Annotated in this window: 12 protein-coding genes; 7 read left to right on the forward strand and 5 right to left on the reverse strand. The window is 60.1% G+C overall.

Annotated features, from left to right (window positions below; translation table 11 throughout):
• Window positions 1-49 precede the first annotated feature (49 nt).
• The 5 genes from CS390_RS13825 to CS390_RS13845 all read left to right on the forward strand — a co-directional run bounded on the left by CS390_RS13825 (window position 50) and on the right by CS390_RS13845 (window position 4,090).
• Complete coding sequence (locus CS390_RS13825; protein WP_099775071.1) at window positions 50-760, forward strand: histidine phosphatase family protein; 711 nt, start codon at window positions 50-52, stop codon at window positions 758-760.
• Window positions 761-817: 57 nt separating this feature from the next.
• Window positions 818-1,135 (forward strand): SCP2 sterol-binding domain-containing protein, encoded by a 318-nt coding sequence (locus CS390_RS13830; RefSeq protein ID WP_065757654.1) that lies wholly within the window; start codon window positions 818-820, stop codon window positions 1,133-1,135.
• Between the two features lie 191 nt (window positions 1,136-1,326).
• The gene (locus CS390_RS13835) at window positions 1,327-2,394 is read left to right on the forward strand and encodes a phosphotransferase family protein (RefSeq protein WP_099775072.1); all 1,068 of its coding nucleotides are present in this window, start codon (window positions 1,327-1,329) and stop codon (window positions 2,392-2,394) included.
• 26 nt (window positions 2,395-2,420) lie between these two features.
• The gene (locus CS390_RS13840) at window positions 2,421-3,188 is read left to right on the forward strand and encodes an SDR family oxidoreductase (protein WP_099775073.1); all 768 of its coding nucleotides are present in this window, start codon (window positions 2,421-2,423) and stop codon (window positions 3,186-3,188) included.
• Window positions 3,189-3,310: 122 nt separating this feature from the next.
• A complete protein-coding gene (locus CS390_RS13845; RefSeq protein WP_065757657.1) occupies window positions 3,311-4,090 on the forward strand; it encodes a TSUP family transporter in 780 nt (259 codons plus the stop codon).
• Here the strand turns inward: CS390_RS13845 and nudC are convergent.
• Window positions 4,058-4,888 carry an NAD(+) diphosphatase gene (nudC, locus tag CS390_RS13850; RefSeq protein WP_099775074.1) on the reverse strand — a complete coding sequence of 277 codons (831 nt, stop codon included), beginning with the start codon at window positions 4,886-4,888 and terminating at the stop codon, window positions 4,058-4,060. The two genes, CS390_RS13845 and nudC, sit on opposite strands and share 33 nt — an antisense overlap.
• A gap of 37 nt (window positions 4,889-4,925) precedes the next feature.
• A complete protein-coding gene (locus CS390_RS13855; RefSeq protein WP_099775075.1) occupies window positions 4,926-5,738 on the reverse strand; it encodes a crotonase/enoyl-CoA hydratase family protein in 813 nt (270 codons plus the stop codon).
• A gap of 164 nt (window positions 5,739-5,902) precedes the next feature.
• On the opposite strand from CS390_RS13855, the gene nhaB reads away from it, so the two are divergent.
• The gene (gene nhaB / locus CS390_RS13860; protein ID WP_099775076.1) at window positions 5,903-7,405 is read left to right on the forward strand and encodes a sodium/proton antiporter NhaB; all 1,503 of its coding nucleotides are present in this window, start codon (window positions 5,903-5,905) and stop codon (window positions 7,403-7,405) included.
• Window positions 7,406-7,483: 78 nt separating this feature from the next.
• On the opposite strand, the gene zwf is transcribed toward nhaB, so the two are convergent.
• From zwf to CS390_RS13875, 3 genes are all read right to left on the reverse strand, one after another.
• Window positions 7,484-8,983, reverse strand: coding sequence for a glucose-6-phosphate dehydrogenase (gene zwf, locus CS390_RS13865; protein ID WP_099775077.1), 1,500 nt, complete (start codon window positions 8,981-8,983; stop codon window positions 7,484-7,486).
• Complete coding sequence (gene gnd, locus CS390_RS13870) at window positions 8,980-9,960, reverse strand: phosphogluconate dehydrogenase (NAD(+)-dependent, decarboxylating) (RefSeq protein WP_099775078.1); 981 nt, start codon at window positions 9,958-9,960, stop codon at window positions 8,980-8,982. Before gnd ends, zwf begins: the two co-directional genes overlap by 4 nt.
• Window positions 9,961-10,100: 140 nt before the next feature.
• Complete coding sequence (locus tag CS390_RS13875) at window positions 10,101-14,630, reverse strand: dermonecrotic toxin domain-containing protein (protein ID WP_099775079.1); 4,530 nt, start codon at window positions 14,628-14,630, stop codon at window positions 10,101-10,103.
• A 449-nt stretch (window positions 14,631-15,079) separates the two neighbouring features.
• Here CS390_RS13875 and glgA point away from each other — a divergent pair, with 449 nt between their 5' ends.
• The gene (glgA, locus tag CS390_RS13880) at window positions 15,080-16,639 is read left to right on the forward strand and encodes a glycogen synthase GlgA (RefSeq protein ID WP_099775080.1); all 1,560 of its coding nucleotides are present in this window, start codon (window positions 15,080-15,082) and stop codon (window positions 16,637-16,639) included.
• Window positions 16,640-16,728 lie beyond the last annotated feature (89 nt).

Raw genomic sequence — 16,728 nt, forward strand, 5'->3', positions numbered from 1 at the left:
CGGCAACCTAACCTCGCCGAAACCCTTAATTCCGGCAGACGGTCGCAACGTGGGCAGCATTTACCTGATTCGACATGGCCAGGCCTCCTTTGGTGCAGACGACTACGACGTCCTCTCGCCCGTCGGTGTTCGCCAGAGCACCGTGCTTGGCGAACACCTGGCCGAACTGGGCCTGCGCCTGGACCGTTGCCTGGCCGGCGATCTGCGTCGCCAGCAGGATACCGGGCGCCTGGCACTGGCGCGCATGCAGGAGGCCGGCGCCACGGTGCCGAGGCTGGAAACCGACAGCGCCTTCAACGAGTTCGATGCTGATACGCTGATTCGCGCCCTGCTGCCGAGCCTGCTGCCAGACGAGCCCCACGCACTGGATGTCTTGCGCAACGCGGCACAACACCGCAGTGAGTTTCAGCGTATTTTTGCCCTGATTGTTCGCCGCTGGCACACGGGTGACTACCAGCACCCCGAGGTGGAAAGCTGGCAGGGTTTCGTCGCCCGGGTAAATGCCGGGTTGCAACGCGTGCTGCAACAGGCCGAGCATGGCGACAATATCGCGATCTTTACGTCGGGCGGCACCATTACTGCCCTGCTCCACCTGATTACCCGAATGACACCAGACCAGGCCTTCGCACTGAACTGGCAGATCATCAACACCTCGCTCAGCCAATTGAAGTTTCGCGGCAGCGAGGTGGCCCTGGCTTCCTTCAACAGCCAAGCCCATGTGCAGCTGTTGAAGGCGCCGGAACTCATGACCTATCGTTGAGTACCGGCCCATGGTGACCTTTGCCGGTCGCCGAAATCACTTAATAAGGAATGCACCATGACCTCTGTAGCTGATGCCGTTCAAGCCATGAAATCCAAGTTCAACCCAGCTGCCGCTGCTGGCCTGGACCTGGTTTTCGGTTTCAACGTGACCGACGAAGACAAGCACTATGCGCTGATCATCAAGGATGGCACCTGTGACCTGCAGGAAGGCGAAAACCCAGACGCCAACGTCACCCTGGTCATGGACAGCGAAACCCTCAAGGGTATCGTCAGCGGCGAAACCGACGGCATGCAGGCCTTCATGGGCGGCAAGCTGCGCGTTGAGGGCGACATGATGCTGTCGATGAAGCTCAGCGAGCTGTTCCCGGTTTAAGCCGTCTGCGGATGCAATTGAAACCGAAGTGTTGCCTGCTTCGGTTTTTTTTCGCCTGCATTTTGCTGGCCCATCAGGACCGCTGATCGACCGGCAACACGGCCGCCAATAAAGCCCTGCGGCACTTGTTCGGCCCGAGGGCCAGAATTAGATTAGCCAATAATCTCAGGCCTCAATCATAAGGGATAAGCATGACGCTCAACGACCAGTCCACCCAGGTCCGTCCCGGCGAAGAACTCGACGTCGCCCTCATCGACCCTTATCTGAAAGCACAGATTCCCGGCCTGGGCGGCACGCCGCGCATCAGTCAGTTCCCCGGCGGGGCCTCGAACCTGACCTACCTGCTGCAGTACCCGGAACAGGAACTGGTACTGCGCCGCCCGCCTTTCGGGCACAAGGCCAAATCGGCCCACGACATGGGCCGTGAGTTCCGTATCCTCAACCAGCTCAACCGTGGTTTCCCGTACTGCCCCAAGGCCTATGTGCATTGCACCGACGCCTCGTTGATCGGCAGCGAATTCTACGTAATGGAACGGGTCAAGGGCATCATCCTGCGCGCCGACCTGCCGGCAGAGCTGAACCTGAACGCCGAGCGCACCGAAGCCTTGTGCAAGAGCTTCATCGATCGCCTGGTCGAGCTGCATCAGGTCGACTATAGCGCCTGCAACCTGACCGACCTCGGCAAGCCTGAAGGTTACGTACAGCGCCAGATCGAAGGCTGGAGCAGTCGCTACGAGAAGGCATTGACCCCTGACGCGCCGCGCTGGGAAGCCGTGGTCGCCTGGCTGCGCGAGAAGATGCCGGCAGACCACGCGCGCCCCGGCATCATTCACAACGACTACCGCTTCGACAACGTGATCCTCGATGCCGCCAACCCAATGCGGATCATCGGCGTACTGGACTGGGAAATGACCACCCTCGGCGACCCGCTGATGGACCTGGGTAACACCCTGGCGTATTGGATCGAAGCGACAGACCCTGCCCCCGTACAACTGATGCGCCGCCAGCCGAGTAACGCCCCCGGAATGCTGACCCGTCGCCAATTCGTTGATTACTACGCCGAACGGGCGGGCATCACGATCGATAATATTGATTTTTACTACACCTACGGCCTGTTTCGCCTGGCCGGTATCATCCAGCAGATCTACTACCGCTTTTATCACGGGCAAACCCAGGACAAGCGTTTCGCCCCGTTCATCCACATGAACAGACTGCTGGAGCATATGAGCCTACAGGTCATCGAAAAATCCAGCCTTTGACACCAACAAGAAGAAAGGAATTGCCCATGTCCAAGACCCAACTGTTCGACCTCGACGGCAAGATCGCCTTTGTCTCGGGGGCCAGCCGTGGCATCGGCGAAGCCATTGCGCACCTGTTGGCCCAGCAGGGCGCCCATGTCATCGTCTCCAGCCGCAAGCTCGAAGGCTGCCAGCACGTAGCCGATGCCATTATCGCGGCAGGCGGCAAGGCGACCGCCGTGGCATGTCACATCGGCGAAATGGAACAGATCCGCGAGACCTTTGCCGTTATTCGCGGGCAATTCGGGCGCCTGGACATTCTGGTAAACAATGCGGCCACCAACCCGCAGTTCTGCAACGTGCTGGACACCGACCTGAGTGCCTTCCAGAAGACCGTTGATGTGAATATCCGCGGCTACTTCTTCATGTCGGTGGAAGCCGGCAAGCTCATGCGCGAGCACGGCGGCGGCAGTATTATCAACGTCGCCTCGATCAATGGGGTTTCGCCGGGGCTGTTTCAGGGCATCTACTCGGTAACGAAAGCCGCCGTGATCAACATGACCAAGGTGTTCGCCAAGGAGTGCGCCCCGTTCGGTATCCGCTGCAATGCCCTGCTGCCCGGCCTGACCGATACCAAGTTCGCCTCCGCGCTGGTCAAGAACGAGGCCATCCTCAACACGGCCCTGCAGCAAATTCCGCTCGAGCGCGTGGCCGATCCCAAGGAAATGGCGGGTGCGGTGCTGTATCTGGCCAGCGATGCCTCGAGCTACACCACAGGGGTGGCGTTGAATGTCGATGGCGGTTTCCTGTCCTGAGCCGCGCGGCGAGGCGGTTTGTTGGCTTGCCTGCGGCAGCAGGCGCCAGCAAGGCTGGCCCCAGCAGGCACCTGGCGGTACCATGTCGGCCCTTCTGCGCCCTGCCGAATTAAGCCGATTAAATGCCTTTTGAACTCAGCGTTGACCTGACCACCCTCGCCATTCTCGCCGCCGTTGCTTTTGTCGCCGGCTTCATCGATGCCATCGCCGGTGGCGGCGGATTGCTTACCACACCCGCCCTGCTGACTGCCGGCCTGCCACCGCACCTGGTACTGGGTACCAACAAACTCAGCTCGACCTTTGGCTCGGCTACCGCCGGTTTCACGTTCTACCGGCGCAAGCTGTTCGACCCCATTCAATGGCGTCGAGGCCTGATCGGTACGGCGATTGGTGCATTGATTGGCGCGGTCACCGCCCATTACCTGCCCGCCGAGTGGTTGAACAAGATGCTACCGGTGATCGTCTTCGCCTGCGGCGTCTACCTGTTGTTCGGTGGCACGCCCAAGGCGCCACTGGACGCCAACGCGCCGATCAAGAAAGGCAGGCAGTTTCCCCAAGGCTTTTCCCTGGGTTTCTATGACGGCGTTGCCGGCCCTGGCACGGGCGCCTTCTGGACCGTCAGCAGCCTGCTGCTGTACCCCATCGACCTGGTACGGGCCAGCGGTGTGGCGCGCAGCATGAACTTTGTCAGCAACGCAGCCGCACTGTCGGTGTTCATCTTTTCGGGGCAAGTGGACTGGCTGATCGGGCTGTCCATGGGGTCGGCGCTGATGGTGGGTGCGTTTTTCGGTGCACGCACCGCCATCAGCGGCGGCGCCAAGTTTATCCGCCCGGTGTTCATCACCGTCGTGCTCGGGCTGACTGTCCGCTTAGCTTGGCAACACTGGTTCAGCCAGGCCTGAACGACGGGCTACATAAAGGTCAATCAGGTACCGGGCGATAGAGCGGCTTGCTGGCAACGGCGGCAATGCATCGACCCGGAACCACCGGGCATCCTCGATCTCGTCAGGCTGCATGACGATCTCGCCCCCGGCGTACTCAGCATGGAACCCCAGCATCATGGAGTGCGGGAACGGCCAGCACTGGCTGCCGACGTACTGGATGTTCTTCACCTCGACCTGCACTTCCTCACGCACTTCACGAACCAGGCAGTCTTCAGCGGACTCACCTGGTTCGGCAAAGCCTGCAAGGGTGCTGTACACCCCGGTGACAAAGCGTGGTGAACGGGCCAGCAGGATTTCATCGCCACGGGTGATCAGCACAATCATGCTGGGCGAGATACGTGGGTAGAAACGCAGGTCGCACGGCGCGCAGTACATCGCGCGCTCCCAGTGGATCTGTTGCATCGGCTGACCACAACTGCCGCAGAAGCGGTGTTCACGGGCCCAGGTACCGATCTGCGCGGCGTACCCCAGCACCTTGTAAATCTCGAAGTCACCTTCGAGCATGAACTGGCGCAGCCCACGCCAGCTGCAGCCGGGTACGTCCTGCTCGGCCTTGAGCTCCAACAGAAACACCGGTTGCCCATCAAAATAGCCGATGCCGTGTTCGCACAACACCTCCAGGCCCTGGTGCTTGAGCCAATCGCGGGGAAACAAGGCACCGTTATCGTCAACCAGAAAACCCTGGGCACAGCGGGCGACCGCCAAGCCGCCGCTGATGTTCGTATCCAGTACCGCGGTTGTCCAACGCACTGACATATTCCGGTTCCTTGTGCGAGCCCGCGGCTGGGTGGTTTCAGTCGGCGAACTCGGGTTTCTGTTTACTCATGTGGGCAGCCATGGCTACCCGCAGATCGGTGGACTGCAGCATGGCAGCATTCCAGGTGGCGATGTACTCCAGACCATCGTCGATGCGGTGGTCGCGCATGTAGCTGAGCATCTCCTTGGTGCCGGCCACGGCAATGGGGGATTTTCCCGCAATTTCCTTGGCAATGGCAAAGACCCCGTCGAGCAGGCTGGCCTGATCGGTGAAGGTACGGTTGACCAGGCCGATTTGCCGCGCCTCTTCAGCGTCGATGGTACGGCCGGTATAGGCCAGCTCTCGCACCAGGCCATCGCCGATGATACGTGGCAAACGTTGCAAGGTACCGACGTCCGCCGCCATGCCCATGTCGATTTCCTTGATCGAGAACTGTGCATCGCTGGCGGCATAGCGCATGTCGCAGGCGGTGACCAGGTCGATGGCACCCCCCAGGCAGTAGCCCTGAATGGCCGCCAGGACCGGTTTGCGGCACGTGTCGACGGCATTGAAGGACGCCTGCATCTGCAAAATGGTGCGCCGCAGCAGGCGCGCATTGCGGCCAACGTCCTTGCCCAGCTGGTTGGCCACCGAGGCCAGCAGCATCAGGTCGATGCCGGACGAGAAATGCTTGCCCGCGCCGCTGATCACCACGACCCGCACAGCATCGGTATCGTCGATCCATTTGAAAATGTCGATGATTTCCGCCCAGAACGCGGCGTTCATCGCGTTGACCTTTTCCGGACGGTTGATCTGTACATGGGCAATGTTGTTCGACAGTTCGACCTTGAACGCTTGATAGTCGGTCACAACGGCACTCCTCGGGCTAAGGCAGGGTTAGTCGCAGGACTATATCAAGGTGACGGCCGACACCCAGACCGTGGTTTTGCCAAAACAAGGACTACATCCGCCTTGATCTTGCGGCCCACATCCGGCAAGTTGCGCAGCTGTTGAATCATAAGGATACATTTTTCATGTCCCGCTCCCTGGCCGGCGCCCTGGCCCACAATTTTCTCGGGCAGTCGCCACGTTGGTATAAAGCCACCATTTGCCTGTTCCTGCTGCTCAACCCACTGTTGCTGTTTACCCTCGGCCCGGTAGTGGCTGGCTGGGTACTGGTAATCGAATTCATTTTCACCTTGGGCATGGCGCTCAAGTGCTACCCATTGATGCCAGGCGGGTTACTGATGGTCGAAGCCCTGTTGCTGGGGATGACCACGCCACAAACACTGTACGAAGAGCTGCAACACAACTTCCCGGTGATCCTGCTGCTGATGTTCATGGTGGCCGGCATCTACTTCATGAAAGAGCTGTTGCTGTTCGTGTTCTCGCGCATCCTGCTCGGGGTGCGCTCAAAGGCCCTGTTGTCGCTGCTGTTCTGTTTCCTCTCAGCGTTTCTGTCGGCCTTCCTTGATGCCCTCACCGTGACCGCGGTGATCATCAGTGCCGCCGTGGGCTTCTACTCGGTGTACCACCGGGTGGCATCAGGCAACAACCCACGCGAAGAGTCGCTGGTCGATGATGATCAGCACCTGGCCAACCTGCACCATGAAGACCTGCAACAGTTCCGCGCCTTTCTGCGCAGCCTGCTGATGCACGGCGCAGTCGGTACGGCACTGGGCGGTGTCTGCACCCTGGTGGGTGAGCCGCAGAACCTGCTGATCGGTCATGAAATGGGCTGGCACTTTGCCGACTTCTTCCTCAAGGTCGCACCGGTGTCCTTGCCCGTACTGGCCGCCGGCCTGGTGACCTGCGTGCTGCTGGAGAAACTGCGCTGGTTTGGCTATGGCACCTTGCTGCCGGACAACGTGCGCCGCGTGCTCGCCGCCTACGCCGCCGAAGACGATGCCGCCCGGACCTCCCAGCAACGCGCCGCACTGCTGATTCAGGGCCTGGCCGCCTTGATCCTGATTGTCAGCCTTGGCCTGCACATCGCCGAAGTGGGCCTGATCGGCCTGCTGGTCATCGTGCTGATCACCAGCTTCACCGGGATTACCGATGAGCATCGGCTGGGCCGCGCCTTCCAGGACGCCATGCCATTCACCTCGTTGTTGGTGGTGTTCTTTGCCGTGGTCGCGGTCATCCACCAACAACAACTGTTCAGCCCGCTGATTGCAGCGGTACTGGCCCTGCCGGCCGAGCAGCAGCCCGGCATGCTGTTCATTGCCAACGGCCTATTGTCGGCGATCAGCGATAACGTCTTCGTCGCCACGATCTACATCACCGAGGTCAAGCAGGCGTTCCTGGCGGGCAGCATGAGCCGCGAGCATTTCGAAACCCTGGCGGTGGCGATCAACACCGGCACCAACCTGCCGAGTGTGGCCACCCCGAATGGCCAGGCGGCGTTCCTGTTCCTGCTGACGTCGGCCATCGCACCGCTGATTCGCCTGTCCTACGGGCGGATGGTCTGGATGGCCCTGCCCTACACCATCGTCATGGGCGGGCTGGGCTGGTGGGCCGTGACCTATTGGCTGTAGGCCAACAGCACACTTGAGCGCCGAACAGGGCTTCGACAGGCAACCGCCGGTCGAAGCCCTGTTTTTTTCAGCCAATTTTCAGCCAATCGGATGCCAGGCGCGGTGATCCCGTGCCAGCAGTTCATCCGCTGCAGCCGGGCCATCTTCGCCAGCCGCATACGGCTGTACATCACCGCCACACTGCCACGCATCGAGAAAAGGCTGTACCGCACGCCAGCCATTCTCGATGTTGTCGGCGCGCTGGAACAACGTCTGATCGCCGGTCAGACAGTCATAGATCAGCGTTTCGTAGCCCGTTGATGGCTGCATCTTGAAAAAATCCTTGTAGGCAAAGCCGAACTCCACCGTCTCCATGGCAAGGGTTGGCCCCGGGCGTTTGGCTTGCAGGTCAAACCACATCCCTTCATTGGGCTGGATCTGGATTTTCAAGTAGTTGGGCTTCGGCCGCTCGGCATCGCTGTCACGAAACTGCGCATAAGGCGCCGGCTTGAAGCAGATGGCGATTTCGGTATCACGCACGCTCATCCGCTTGCCGGTGCGCAGGTAAAATGGCACCCCGACCCATCGCCAGTTGTCGATCATGACTTTCAGCGCAACATAGGTCTCGGTCTGGCTATGCGGGCCAACCCTGGGCTCTTCGCGATACCCCGGCAGTTTCTTGCGCCCTTGTTTGCCTGCCGTGTACTGCCCACGCACCGAATTTTTCAAAGCCATGGCCGTCGACCAAGGCCGGATAGCCCCGATCACCTTGGCCTTCTCGCTGCGCACGGCATCGGCGCCAAACGCCGCTGGCGGCTCCATGGCAACCATCGCCAGCAACTGGAACAAGTGATTTGGCACCATGTCCCGCAATGCCCCAGTGTGGTCGTAAAACCCGCCACGGCTTTCCACGCCGATGGTTTCGGCTGCGGTGATCTGCACATGATCAATGTAGTGATTATTCCAGAAGGCCTCGAACAAGCCGTTGGAGAAGCGGCTGACAAGAATGTTCTGCACCGTCTCTTTGCCCAGGTAGTGGTCGATGCGGTAGATCTGCTTTTCGCTCATCACCGTGAGTAACGCCGCATTCAGCGCCTCAGCGCTGGCCAGGTCGGAACCGAACGGTTTTTCCACCACAACCCGACGAAAGCCGTTGGATTCGTCGAGCAACCCAGCGCCGCCCAGTTGCCGGGCCACCTCGGCGAAAAAACGCGGGGCGGTAGCCAGATAGAAGATGGCATTGCCCGTGCCGCTCTTGTCGATCCGTTGTGCGATGGCTTGATAGGTGGTCGAGGCGAGGAAATCGCCAGTCAGATAATGAATACGCCTGGCCAGGCGCCCCCATCGCTTTTCATCAAAACAGCGTGTGCCCTCATTACCCTGGTCGCGTTCACGCATGAAGGCTTCCAGACGCGCGGCAAACTCACGGTCGGCGGACGGGTTGTGATCGACCCCGACAATACGCATGCGCGGGTCAAGCAAGCCATCACGCTGCAGGTTGAACAGGGCAGGCATCAGCAGACGTTTGACCAGATCGCCATTGGCACCAAACAGAAACAGCGTGCACGGTTCAGCGGTTTCAGCCTTGGCTAGCGTCATTCGAACTTCTCACTGTGCCCACCAAAACCAAAACGCATCGCTGAAAGCAGTTTGTCGGCATAGGTGCCTTGCTGCTGGCGTGAGCGGAAGCGCGCAAACAGGGCACTCGACAACACCGGCACGGGCACTGCCTGCTCGACTGCCGCATCAATGGTCCAACGCCCCTCCCCACTGTCGGCAACGGCGCTGCTGAAACTGTCGAGTTGCGGATCGGCGACCAGCGCGTTGGCGGTCAGGTCTAGCAGCCAGGACGTGACGACACTGCCACGGCGCCAGACCTCGGCAATCTCGGCCAGGTCGAGGTCAAGACGCTGCTCGGCGGGCAGTGCTGCGCTGGCTTTGCTCTTGAGCAGGTCGAAGCCCTCGGCATAAGCCTGCATCAGGCCATACTCGATGCCATTGTGGATCATCTTCACATAATGACCGGCACCTGCAGGCCCGGCATGGATGTAGCCCTGCTCAGCGCGCCCGAGCGGCCCCGTGCGCCCCTCGGTACGGGTAACGTTGCCAACCCCCGGCGCCAGCGCGATGAACAACGATTCCAACCGTTCCACGATGGCTGCCTCGCCACCGATCATCATGCAATAGCCGCGCTCCAGGCCCCAGACGCCGCCCGAGGTTCCTACATCGACATAATGCAGTTGACGTGTGGCCAAGGTGTCGGCCCGACGGATGTCATCCTTGTAGTGGGTGTTACCACCATCAATAATCACGTCATCGGCTTCCAGCAGGTCGGCCAACCGGGCAATGGTCTGCTCGGTAGCCTCACCGGCTGGCAGCATTACCCACACGGCCCGCGGCTTGTCCAGCAGACCAACCATGTCCTCGAGGCTCTGCGCGCCGCGCGCGCCTTCAACGACCAGGGCATCGATTGCCTCCACGTTACGGTCGTGAACCACTGGAAGATGGCCATGGCGCATCAACCTTCTCGCGATGTTGCCGCCCATGCGGCCCAGCCCCACGATTCCCAATTGCATGACGATGGCTCCACTGGATGTCGGAAAATTCAGCCCGTTGTTGGGCTCAAGATTAGTCCAGAGAGAGGCATTGGCCGTCATAAAGCGCACCGACGCGCGATGACTGACCGGCCAACGCCTGCAGCAGCGCCGTCGTTCACTCAGGGTTGGCCGAGAAACACTTCATCTGCGGTTTTCTTGTCCAGTTTGGCGCGATAGATCGCAATCACCTGCTGGCCGTCGCTGGCCTGCGCTTTCTGCCACTGCAAGCCTTGTCGTCGTTGCTCGCGGGTTTTCACATGGGCAGCGCTGAAGTCACGCTCGGCTGCGTCGGCACTGGCGTAATGAAAATGGGCATACCAGAGCACTTCGCCATCCTTGTCACGTATTTCGTACTCATCCAGGTAGTCCACCAGCCGTTGCTGCTTGTCCTTCAACGGTTTACGCCTGACGGTACGTGCGATGGTGATCGCCTTCTGCTCGTGCAGGTAGGCAATCCGTGCAGCCGTTGGCAGTTGGCGTTTGATCATCTCGATACGAATCCGCTTGCCAGCCTCGCGCATCTGCTCGGACTTGTCCCATAAGGCCTTGTTTATCAATTCTGCAGACTGCCCCGTCACCGCCTCATCGGTCGCGTTGTCACGAATGAGCAGCGCATCGATCTGCGAGTACAAGTCAATCAAGGGCCGAGCCTGCAACACCAGCAGGTCCTCCATGTCAGAAGGCAACTGAGCCGTCAGTGACTGGGCCTGAGCACGCGCAATGGACTGATCGGCTTGACGCAACAGCGCATCGGCACGCCCCAGCAATGTCCGCAGGGCAACACCCGGTTGCGCGGCGGCCTGTGTCCGTTGGGCCATTGGCACCTCGCGCCATACTGACTCGCCAGGGGTCTGTTCATAACTGGTAATGACCGTGTTCTCGATCGGGTCCATTACATCGACAATCGCCGGTTGCCCCGCGTGCCCCTCAGCACGGCGCTGCCCGATGACCAGGCGCTGCCCTCGGGTACGAATCAGCGTTTTACCCCGGCTGGAAGGCCCCGGTTTGGGCTTTGGCGCTTTGGGAAGGTGAGTGATCTGCTCTGCCAGCGCCTGTAATGCCTGGTCCAGGAGTTTATGAATCAGATCGCGCAGCGGCGCCAGCAACGCCTGATGTTCGGCTTCATCAAGGCTTTGACGGTAGTTATCGAGCGTGTCGAGTGATTTTTGGTAGCTTCGTACCGCGTTATCCAACACCTCCACCTGCTCCTGCGCCGACAAGGCAGGGTCCTTCGCATCGATTCTCAACCGACAGGCCAGTTTGGCTTGCGGAACGACCTGTTCCAGCAACACCGTGCTGCTGTCTTCGATCTTCAGCATGATCCCGAGGGCAATCGTGTACAACTGCGTCCCCCGCCAGGCCAGGGAGGATGACAACCCGACCTGAAGCAGTTGAATTTCCGTCAAGTAACGAGGGCCATCAGGAAGCGTTTTTTCCAATACTGGCGCCAGCGACTCCATGGCGTAAGTCGTCTCGGCAATTTCAGTGATTTGGGCCTGTTGCTTGGCACAATACTTCTCCAACAGTGCACGTTCCGGCGTACCGTGCCCCTTGAGCAACGCAGGCAACCCGCCTCGCCCCTCAAAACTGTTGACCAAGCGGTCGATCAACTGCTTGACGCTAAAGCGCTGCAAACGCAGCTCTGAAGACAGTTGCCCCTTGACCAGCATGTGCTGCCTGAGCATTTCGGCCATAATGCGCCGATAGCCGCTTACCGCCGACAGGTCGTTCAGCGTTTGCATGTTGCTGATCACCTGCCCGACCAGTTCGTCGTGCTGACGCAGCCGTTCAATCAGGCTGGCCAGTTCAGCCCCGGATAATTCCTCTGGGCGCCTGGGTGCGTCCCGCAGCGCTTCCAGTTGCGCACGCTGGGTTGTCAGCTCTCCCTGTAACGCTGCAATACGCGCCTGCTTGCTCACCTGGGCCGCACGTATACGCGCACTGCCGTGCATGCCACCGCGCAGGCGTAAACGCAGGTCCAACGCCCAGGTGCCATCGGCCTGACGTTTCAGCCAGGGCCCCGGCTCATCCGGTGTGCGGCTGTCGGCGATGCGTACCCCCTCTTCATCCACTCGCACCGGGTAAACGTCATGGCCGATCTGAACCCAGTTTTTGTGCTGGAAGGAATACACGCCCTGCGCATCCGGCGAGCCGAGTGTGTCGATTGATTTAGCTGAGCGAAAACGTGCCAGCGCCCGAACCTGTGCGCTCGACAACCGGCCTTGAGCCGATGACCAGGAAAAGTCCAACTGATTGAGCACCGTACCGTTACTCAATACCGCGGGCGCCTCTTCAACACGCAGCGATATCGGAGCCTCGGTTGACGGGGGTAACGGCGCAGCCCCTGCAGCCGATGGCCGTACCGGTAGCGGCAGTAACTCCAGGACGTACATCAGGCAGAACAACAGATCGAGCAAGGCCGGTACAAGTTGCGACGGGCTGGTCTGGCCATTGAGCTGCTGTACACCATGGGCAAACGCCAGCGCCCAACCCACAGCGGCCAAGGGACCACGCACAAATGGCAACAGCGTATTGAACAGCAGCCAACTGAGCGTTTGCCAATGTTTTGCACGGTCCTCGGCATTGGAGATGGACTGCAGGTCGGCAATGCGCAGCAGCTGCGCAACAGTTCCTTCATAGACATGCCGAGCGGCCTCACCCGACAGTGCCAGGCTACTCAACACTACAGGTGCCGGCGTTTCGATGAGCTGGAAATCGGGTTCCAGCAGAACCCTTCGCAGGTGCGGCTCGCTGAAACCGCCATGGTCGTAGATCGGCCTTACCAGATCGGCCAAGCGGGACAGGATATCCGCCTGCAACCCTGGGTCAGCCACTATCTGCTCCAACAGTGCCTTGCGCGAGGCAAACTGCAACAGCGGCGTGGCGTGCAGGGGTCGAAACAACAGCAGAGGCCCCGGCGAGGAAGGCTCAATCAAGTAGGTGTTCTCTACCTTGTCTGCCGAGGCGCCCGGTTCAGCGACAAAGGCCAGTGCGGACACCGTTGGCGACGGCCCCGCAGGCGATGACGTCAGTGCAACCGCCAACTCATACCCCGCCTCGGTAAAGCCACATGCACCGCGAATGGTGTTTTCAAGTGCCAGCAACGGCAGTTGCCCATACCATTGGGCCCTGAACAACGGATAGCGCAGTTCAACCTGCGCAGCATCATCACGCAGTTGGTTTGCCAACAAGGCCTGATACTGCGCGCCTGCATCGACGCTACGGACCAGGTGCCTGACATAGTCAATGTCGAACCATTCCGGCAAGGCAGCCGCGCCTCGGGTGCGAACTTCAAGTGCCCCGGGGCGCAAGCTCTCGAGGTTGTCGAGTGCCAGTTGTGTCAGGCTGCGGACGCTGGTTTTAATCGTACCCTGCACCGTCAGGTTGCCAGCGCTACCCAACGCTGCACCGATCACCTCATGATTGAGGACTTCGATCTGCTCGATCGCCACGGCCTGGGCATCAGGGTGATCACGCAGCATTTGTTGCTGCAGGCGCTTTTGTGCAAAGACCTCGATCGTCGGAATACCGTCGAGATAAGAACGGCCACTCATGACCTCCGGTATCTGCGCCACTGTCTTGAGGCACTGAACATAGCGATCCTGGTCGTTTTTGCGTGCGTTCAACAACCACTCCGGGAGATGCCGGGACAGCGCACGTGCATAATCAATGGCCTGCAGTTGCCCGATGGCTTGCATCGAGATCACGCCATCCAGCGTTGCAGCGAAGGTACTGCCATCAAGGTCCGCGCGCTTGCCCATCAGGTCAATCCAATGGAGCTGCTGCTCAAGCAGCAAACGTGCCTGAGCCTCGAACATATCGCCAAGGGTACGGGAAACGGTACAGGCGATCGCACGGTGTTCGGGCCATTGTCCAACATACTGCAGCAACGCCTGGAGTGAGTCGAAGGGTTGCAGATAGCCGCTCAGGTCGTACAGGTACACCTGGGTATTGTGCTCACCCTCCAGCCCACTGATGATCAGGCTGCTCATCAATTCGCCAGCGACCCCATGCTCGCCCGGCGGTACACCCAGCACGTACAGCTTTACCTTGGCCAGTTCGGTAACCCGTGAACGATCCGCCTCGACAGGGTAGCGGGCCAGTTCAGTCAGCAGTGACTGCTGGGTAGCGGTAAGGCGACCCGACGCCTTCGCGACCTGGACTGCGCTTGCAAAATGCTGCCGCAGCCAGTGCTCAGTGCAACTGAGCGGCGTTTGCCCGGTGGGTAATGCGCGGTTCCAGAATTCGACCAGCGCCTGTTTGTACGCATCGAGAAGTGCAGTGCCGCAGGCATTGATCAGCAACTCCACGGTATGCAGATCAAGCGTCAGGGCCTGAGGAAATTCGGAGCCCTGCTCTTGCGTGAGGAAATCATGGCCGGGGGTAAGGTTGCAGGTGATTTTGCTGGCGCACTGCTGGACTACCGCTTGAGCCAGGCTCAGCGCGGTACTCGCCTGGTCAGACACCGGCCCACGCACGGTGACATGCAGGGGGTCGAGCGTCACAGGCAATTGCCGCGCTGCCCATTCTCGGCTCAGTAGTTGCTCGGCCACCGTGCCCAGGGTGGGTCGGGAGGCAACGATCCCGGCCAAGGTCATTGCCTGTGAAACATGGCGCTCGCGCCATTGGGCATAGTGTAGGTCTGTCATCTGAAAAGCCTTCTTGTATAGAACTGAAAGCCCGATTTGAACGCAGTGCTGCCAATGCCACGCGGTATCCTGATACCGCCCTGCAACAAAACCGCTTAACCTTCGCAAAACCCTCGCTAAAGTGACCAGCGGGTCACATATTTCGCTCAAGCTCTCCTACACACATAACGCTGCCCGGATAACGTTTGGGGAACTTGCCCTGTCGCACCGGTCACGCCTGAAAAACGGGCTAACCACCCAGTAGTAACCAGGCCAGGGTTCCTGACAACAGGTACAACCCTTTCGCCCTCAGTCTGAAACACGCCTTCGGCTGAAAGCATCAATGGGTGCGGCGTTTGCATGCAAGAAAACGAACACCTCAACACGACGTATAAAACAGAGAAATCGCTTTACCGCTAATGACCATTTCGGGTGCCATTACACCCGTTTGCATAGGGACGGAGAGACGTATGATTGATGCTGCTGTCGAACCTCATGTAACGCATTTCACTGCTCAAGTCATCGAGCCGGCCAGCCCCCCTTTCGCACCTGCAGCGACGCCATCCAGGCCCGTACCACAGCAAAACCCGAACAAGAAAAAAATCCTGTTCGTCACGTCCGAGATTGCCGACCTGGTCAAGACCGGTGGCTTGGGTGATGTCTCGGCTGCCCTGCCGCGCGCCATGAGCCACCGGCATGACGTGCGGGTACTGATCCCCGGCTATCCGCAGGTGCTGGAAAGCGATAATCCGATTCATCTGGTCGGGGAACTGGGCGGGCACGCCGCACTCCCTCCCTGCAAGATCGGCCGCATGGACCTGGCCGACGGCCTGGTGATCTATGTCCTGATCTGCCCAGAGCTGTACCAGCGCGAAGGCACGCCCTACGGGGCAAACAATGGCCGCGACTGGCCTGACAACCACATCCGCTTCGCCCGCCTGGGGCTGGCCGCCGCCGAGATCGCGGCTGGCGAGGGCATGGTGCACTGGAAGCCCGACCTGGTGCATGCCCATGACTGGCCCGCTGGCCTGGCGCCGGCGTACATGCACTGGCGCGGCCTGCATACCCCAACCCTGTTCACCATTCACAACCTCGCCTATCAGGGGGTGGTCAGCCGGGCGTGCTGCCCGGAACTGGCCATCCCAGAACACGCCCTGCAGCAGGAAGGCATGGAGTTCTATGGCAAGCTGTCCTTCCTCAAGGCCGGCCTTGCCTATTCCAGCCACATCACCACCGTCAGCGCCACCTACGCGCAGGAAATCACCACACCCGCGTTTGGCTGCGGCCTCGACGGTTTTCTCTCGAGCAAGGCGCAGTTGGGCCTGTTGAGTGGCATTCCCAACGGTATCGACGAGAGCTGGGATTCGGCTACCGACACTCACCTGAGCCACCCCTTCAGCCTCAACGACTGGGAGGGCAAAGCGCGCAATACCCAACAGGTGCGCACGCTGTTCGGCTTGCAGCCCAGCGAGGGGCCACTGTTTGCAGTCGTGTCACGACTGGTCTATCAGAAAGGCCTGGACCTGACCTTGGGCGTTGCCGAATACATCGTCCAACAAGGCGGCCAGATCGCGATTATCGGCCGTGGCGAGCCGGAAGAAGAACAGGCCATGCGTGACCTGGCGCTACGTTTTCCAGGGCAGATCGGCGTACGCATCGGTTTCAATGAAACTGACGCCCGGCGCATGTTTGCCGGCAGCGACTTCCTGCTGATGCCGTCACGCTATGAGCCCTGCGGCCTCAGCCAGATGTATGCGCAGCGCTTCGGTTCACTGCCGGTAGCCCGCAATACCGGCGGCCTGGCCGACACCATCGAAAATGGCGTCACCGGGTTTCTGTTCAACGAGTCTACGGTGGAGAGTTACCGCGAAGCCTTGAGCCGGGCCTTTTATGTCTATGCCAAAAAAGACCTGCTGCACGCCATGCGCTGCCTGTCGATGACCCAACCCTTCAACTGGTGCCAAGCGGTAGAGCCCTACGCCCGTTTGTATGAAGCGTTGGTAGAACGCGCCACTCAAGGTCACTCATAAGCACGAGGTAACGGGCATGCCCAAAAGCCCGGCCCAGTTGCCAACCCTCGGTAATCACCTGCTGGAGCACGAAACTAGCCGTTTCGTGC

Source organism: Pseudomonas sp. HLS-6 (genome assembly GCF_002753995.1).
In the GTDB taxonomy this organism is placed as follows: Bacteria; Pseudomonadota; Gammaproteobacteria; order Pseudomonadales; family Pseudomonadaceae; genus Aquipseudomonas; species Aquipseudomonas defluvii.

Excerpts from the sequence above, each read along its gene's own strand:
- CS390_RS13835 (WP_099775072.1), top strand. The coding sequence starts at position 1,327 with ATGACGCTCAACGACCAGTCCACCCAGGTCCGTCCCGGCGAAGAACTC.
- zwf (WP_099775077.1), bottom strand. The coding sequence starts at position 8,983 with ATGACGCTAGCCAAGGCTGAAACCGCTGAACCGTGCACGCTGTTTCTG.
- nhaB (WP_099775076.1), top strand. The coding sequence starts at position 5,903 with ATGTCCCGCTCCCTGGCCGGCGCCCTGGCCCACAATTTTCTCGGGCAG.
- gnd (WP_099775078.1), bottom strand. The coding sequence starts at position 9,960 with ATGCAATTGGGAATCGTGGGGCTGGGCCGCATGGGCGGCAACATCGCG.
- glgA (WP_099775080.1), top strand. The coding sequence starts at position 15,080 with ATGATTGATGCTGCTGTCGAACCTCATGTAACGCATTTCACTGCTCAA.
- nudC (WP_099775074.1), bottom strand. The coding sequence starts at position 4,888 with ATGTCAGTGCGTTGGACAACCGCGGTACTGGATACGAACATCAGCGGC.
- CS390_RS13845 (WP_065757657.1), top strand. The coding sequence starts at position 3,311 with ATGCCTTTTGAACTCAGCGTTGACCTGACCACCCTCGCCATTCTCGCC.
- CS390_RS13840 (WP_099775073.1), top strand. The coding sequence starts at position 2,421 with ATGTCCAAGACCCAACTGTTCGACCTCGACGGCAAGATCGCCTTTGTC.
- CS390_RS13875 (WP_099775079.1), bottom strand. The coding sequence starts at position 14,630 with ATGACAGACCTACACTATGCCCAATGGCGCGAGCGCCATGTTTCACAG.
- CS390_RS13830 (WP_065757654.1), top strand. The coding sequence starts at position 818 with ATGACCTCTGTAGCTGATGCCGTTCAAGCCATGAAATCCAAGTTCAAC.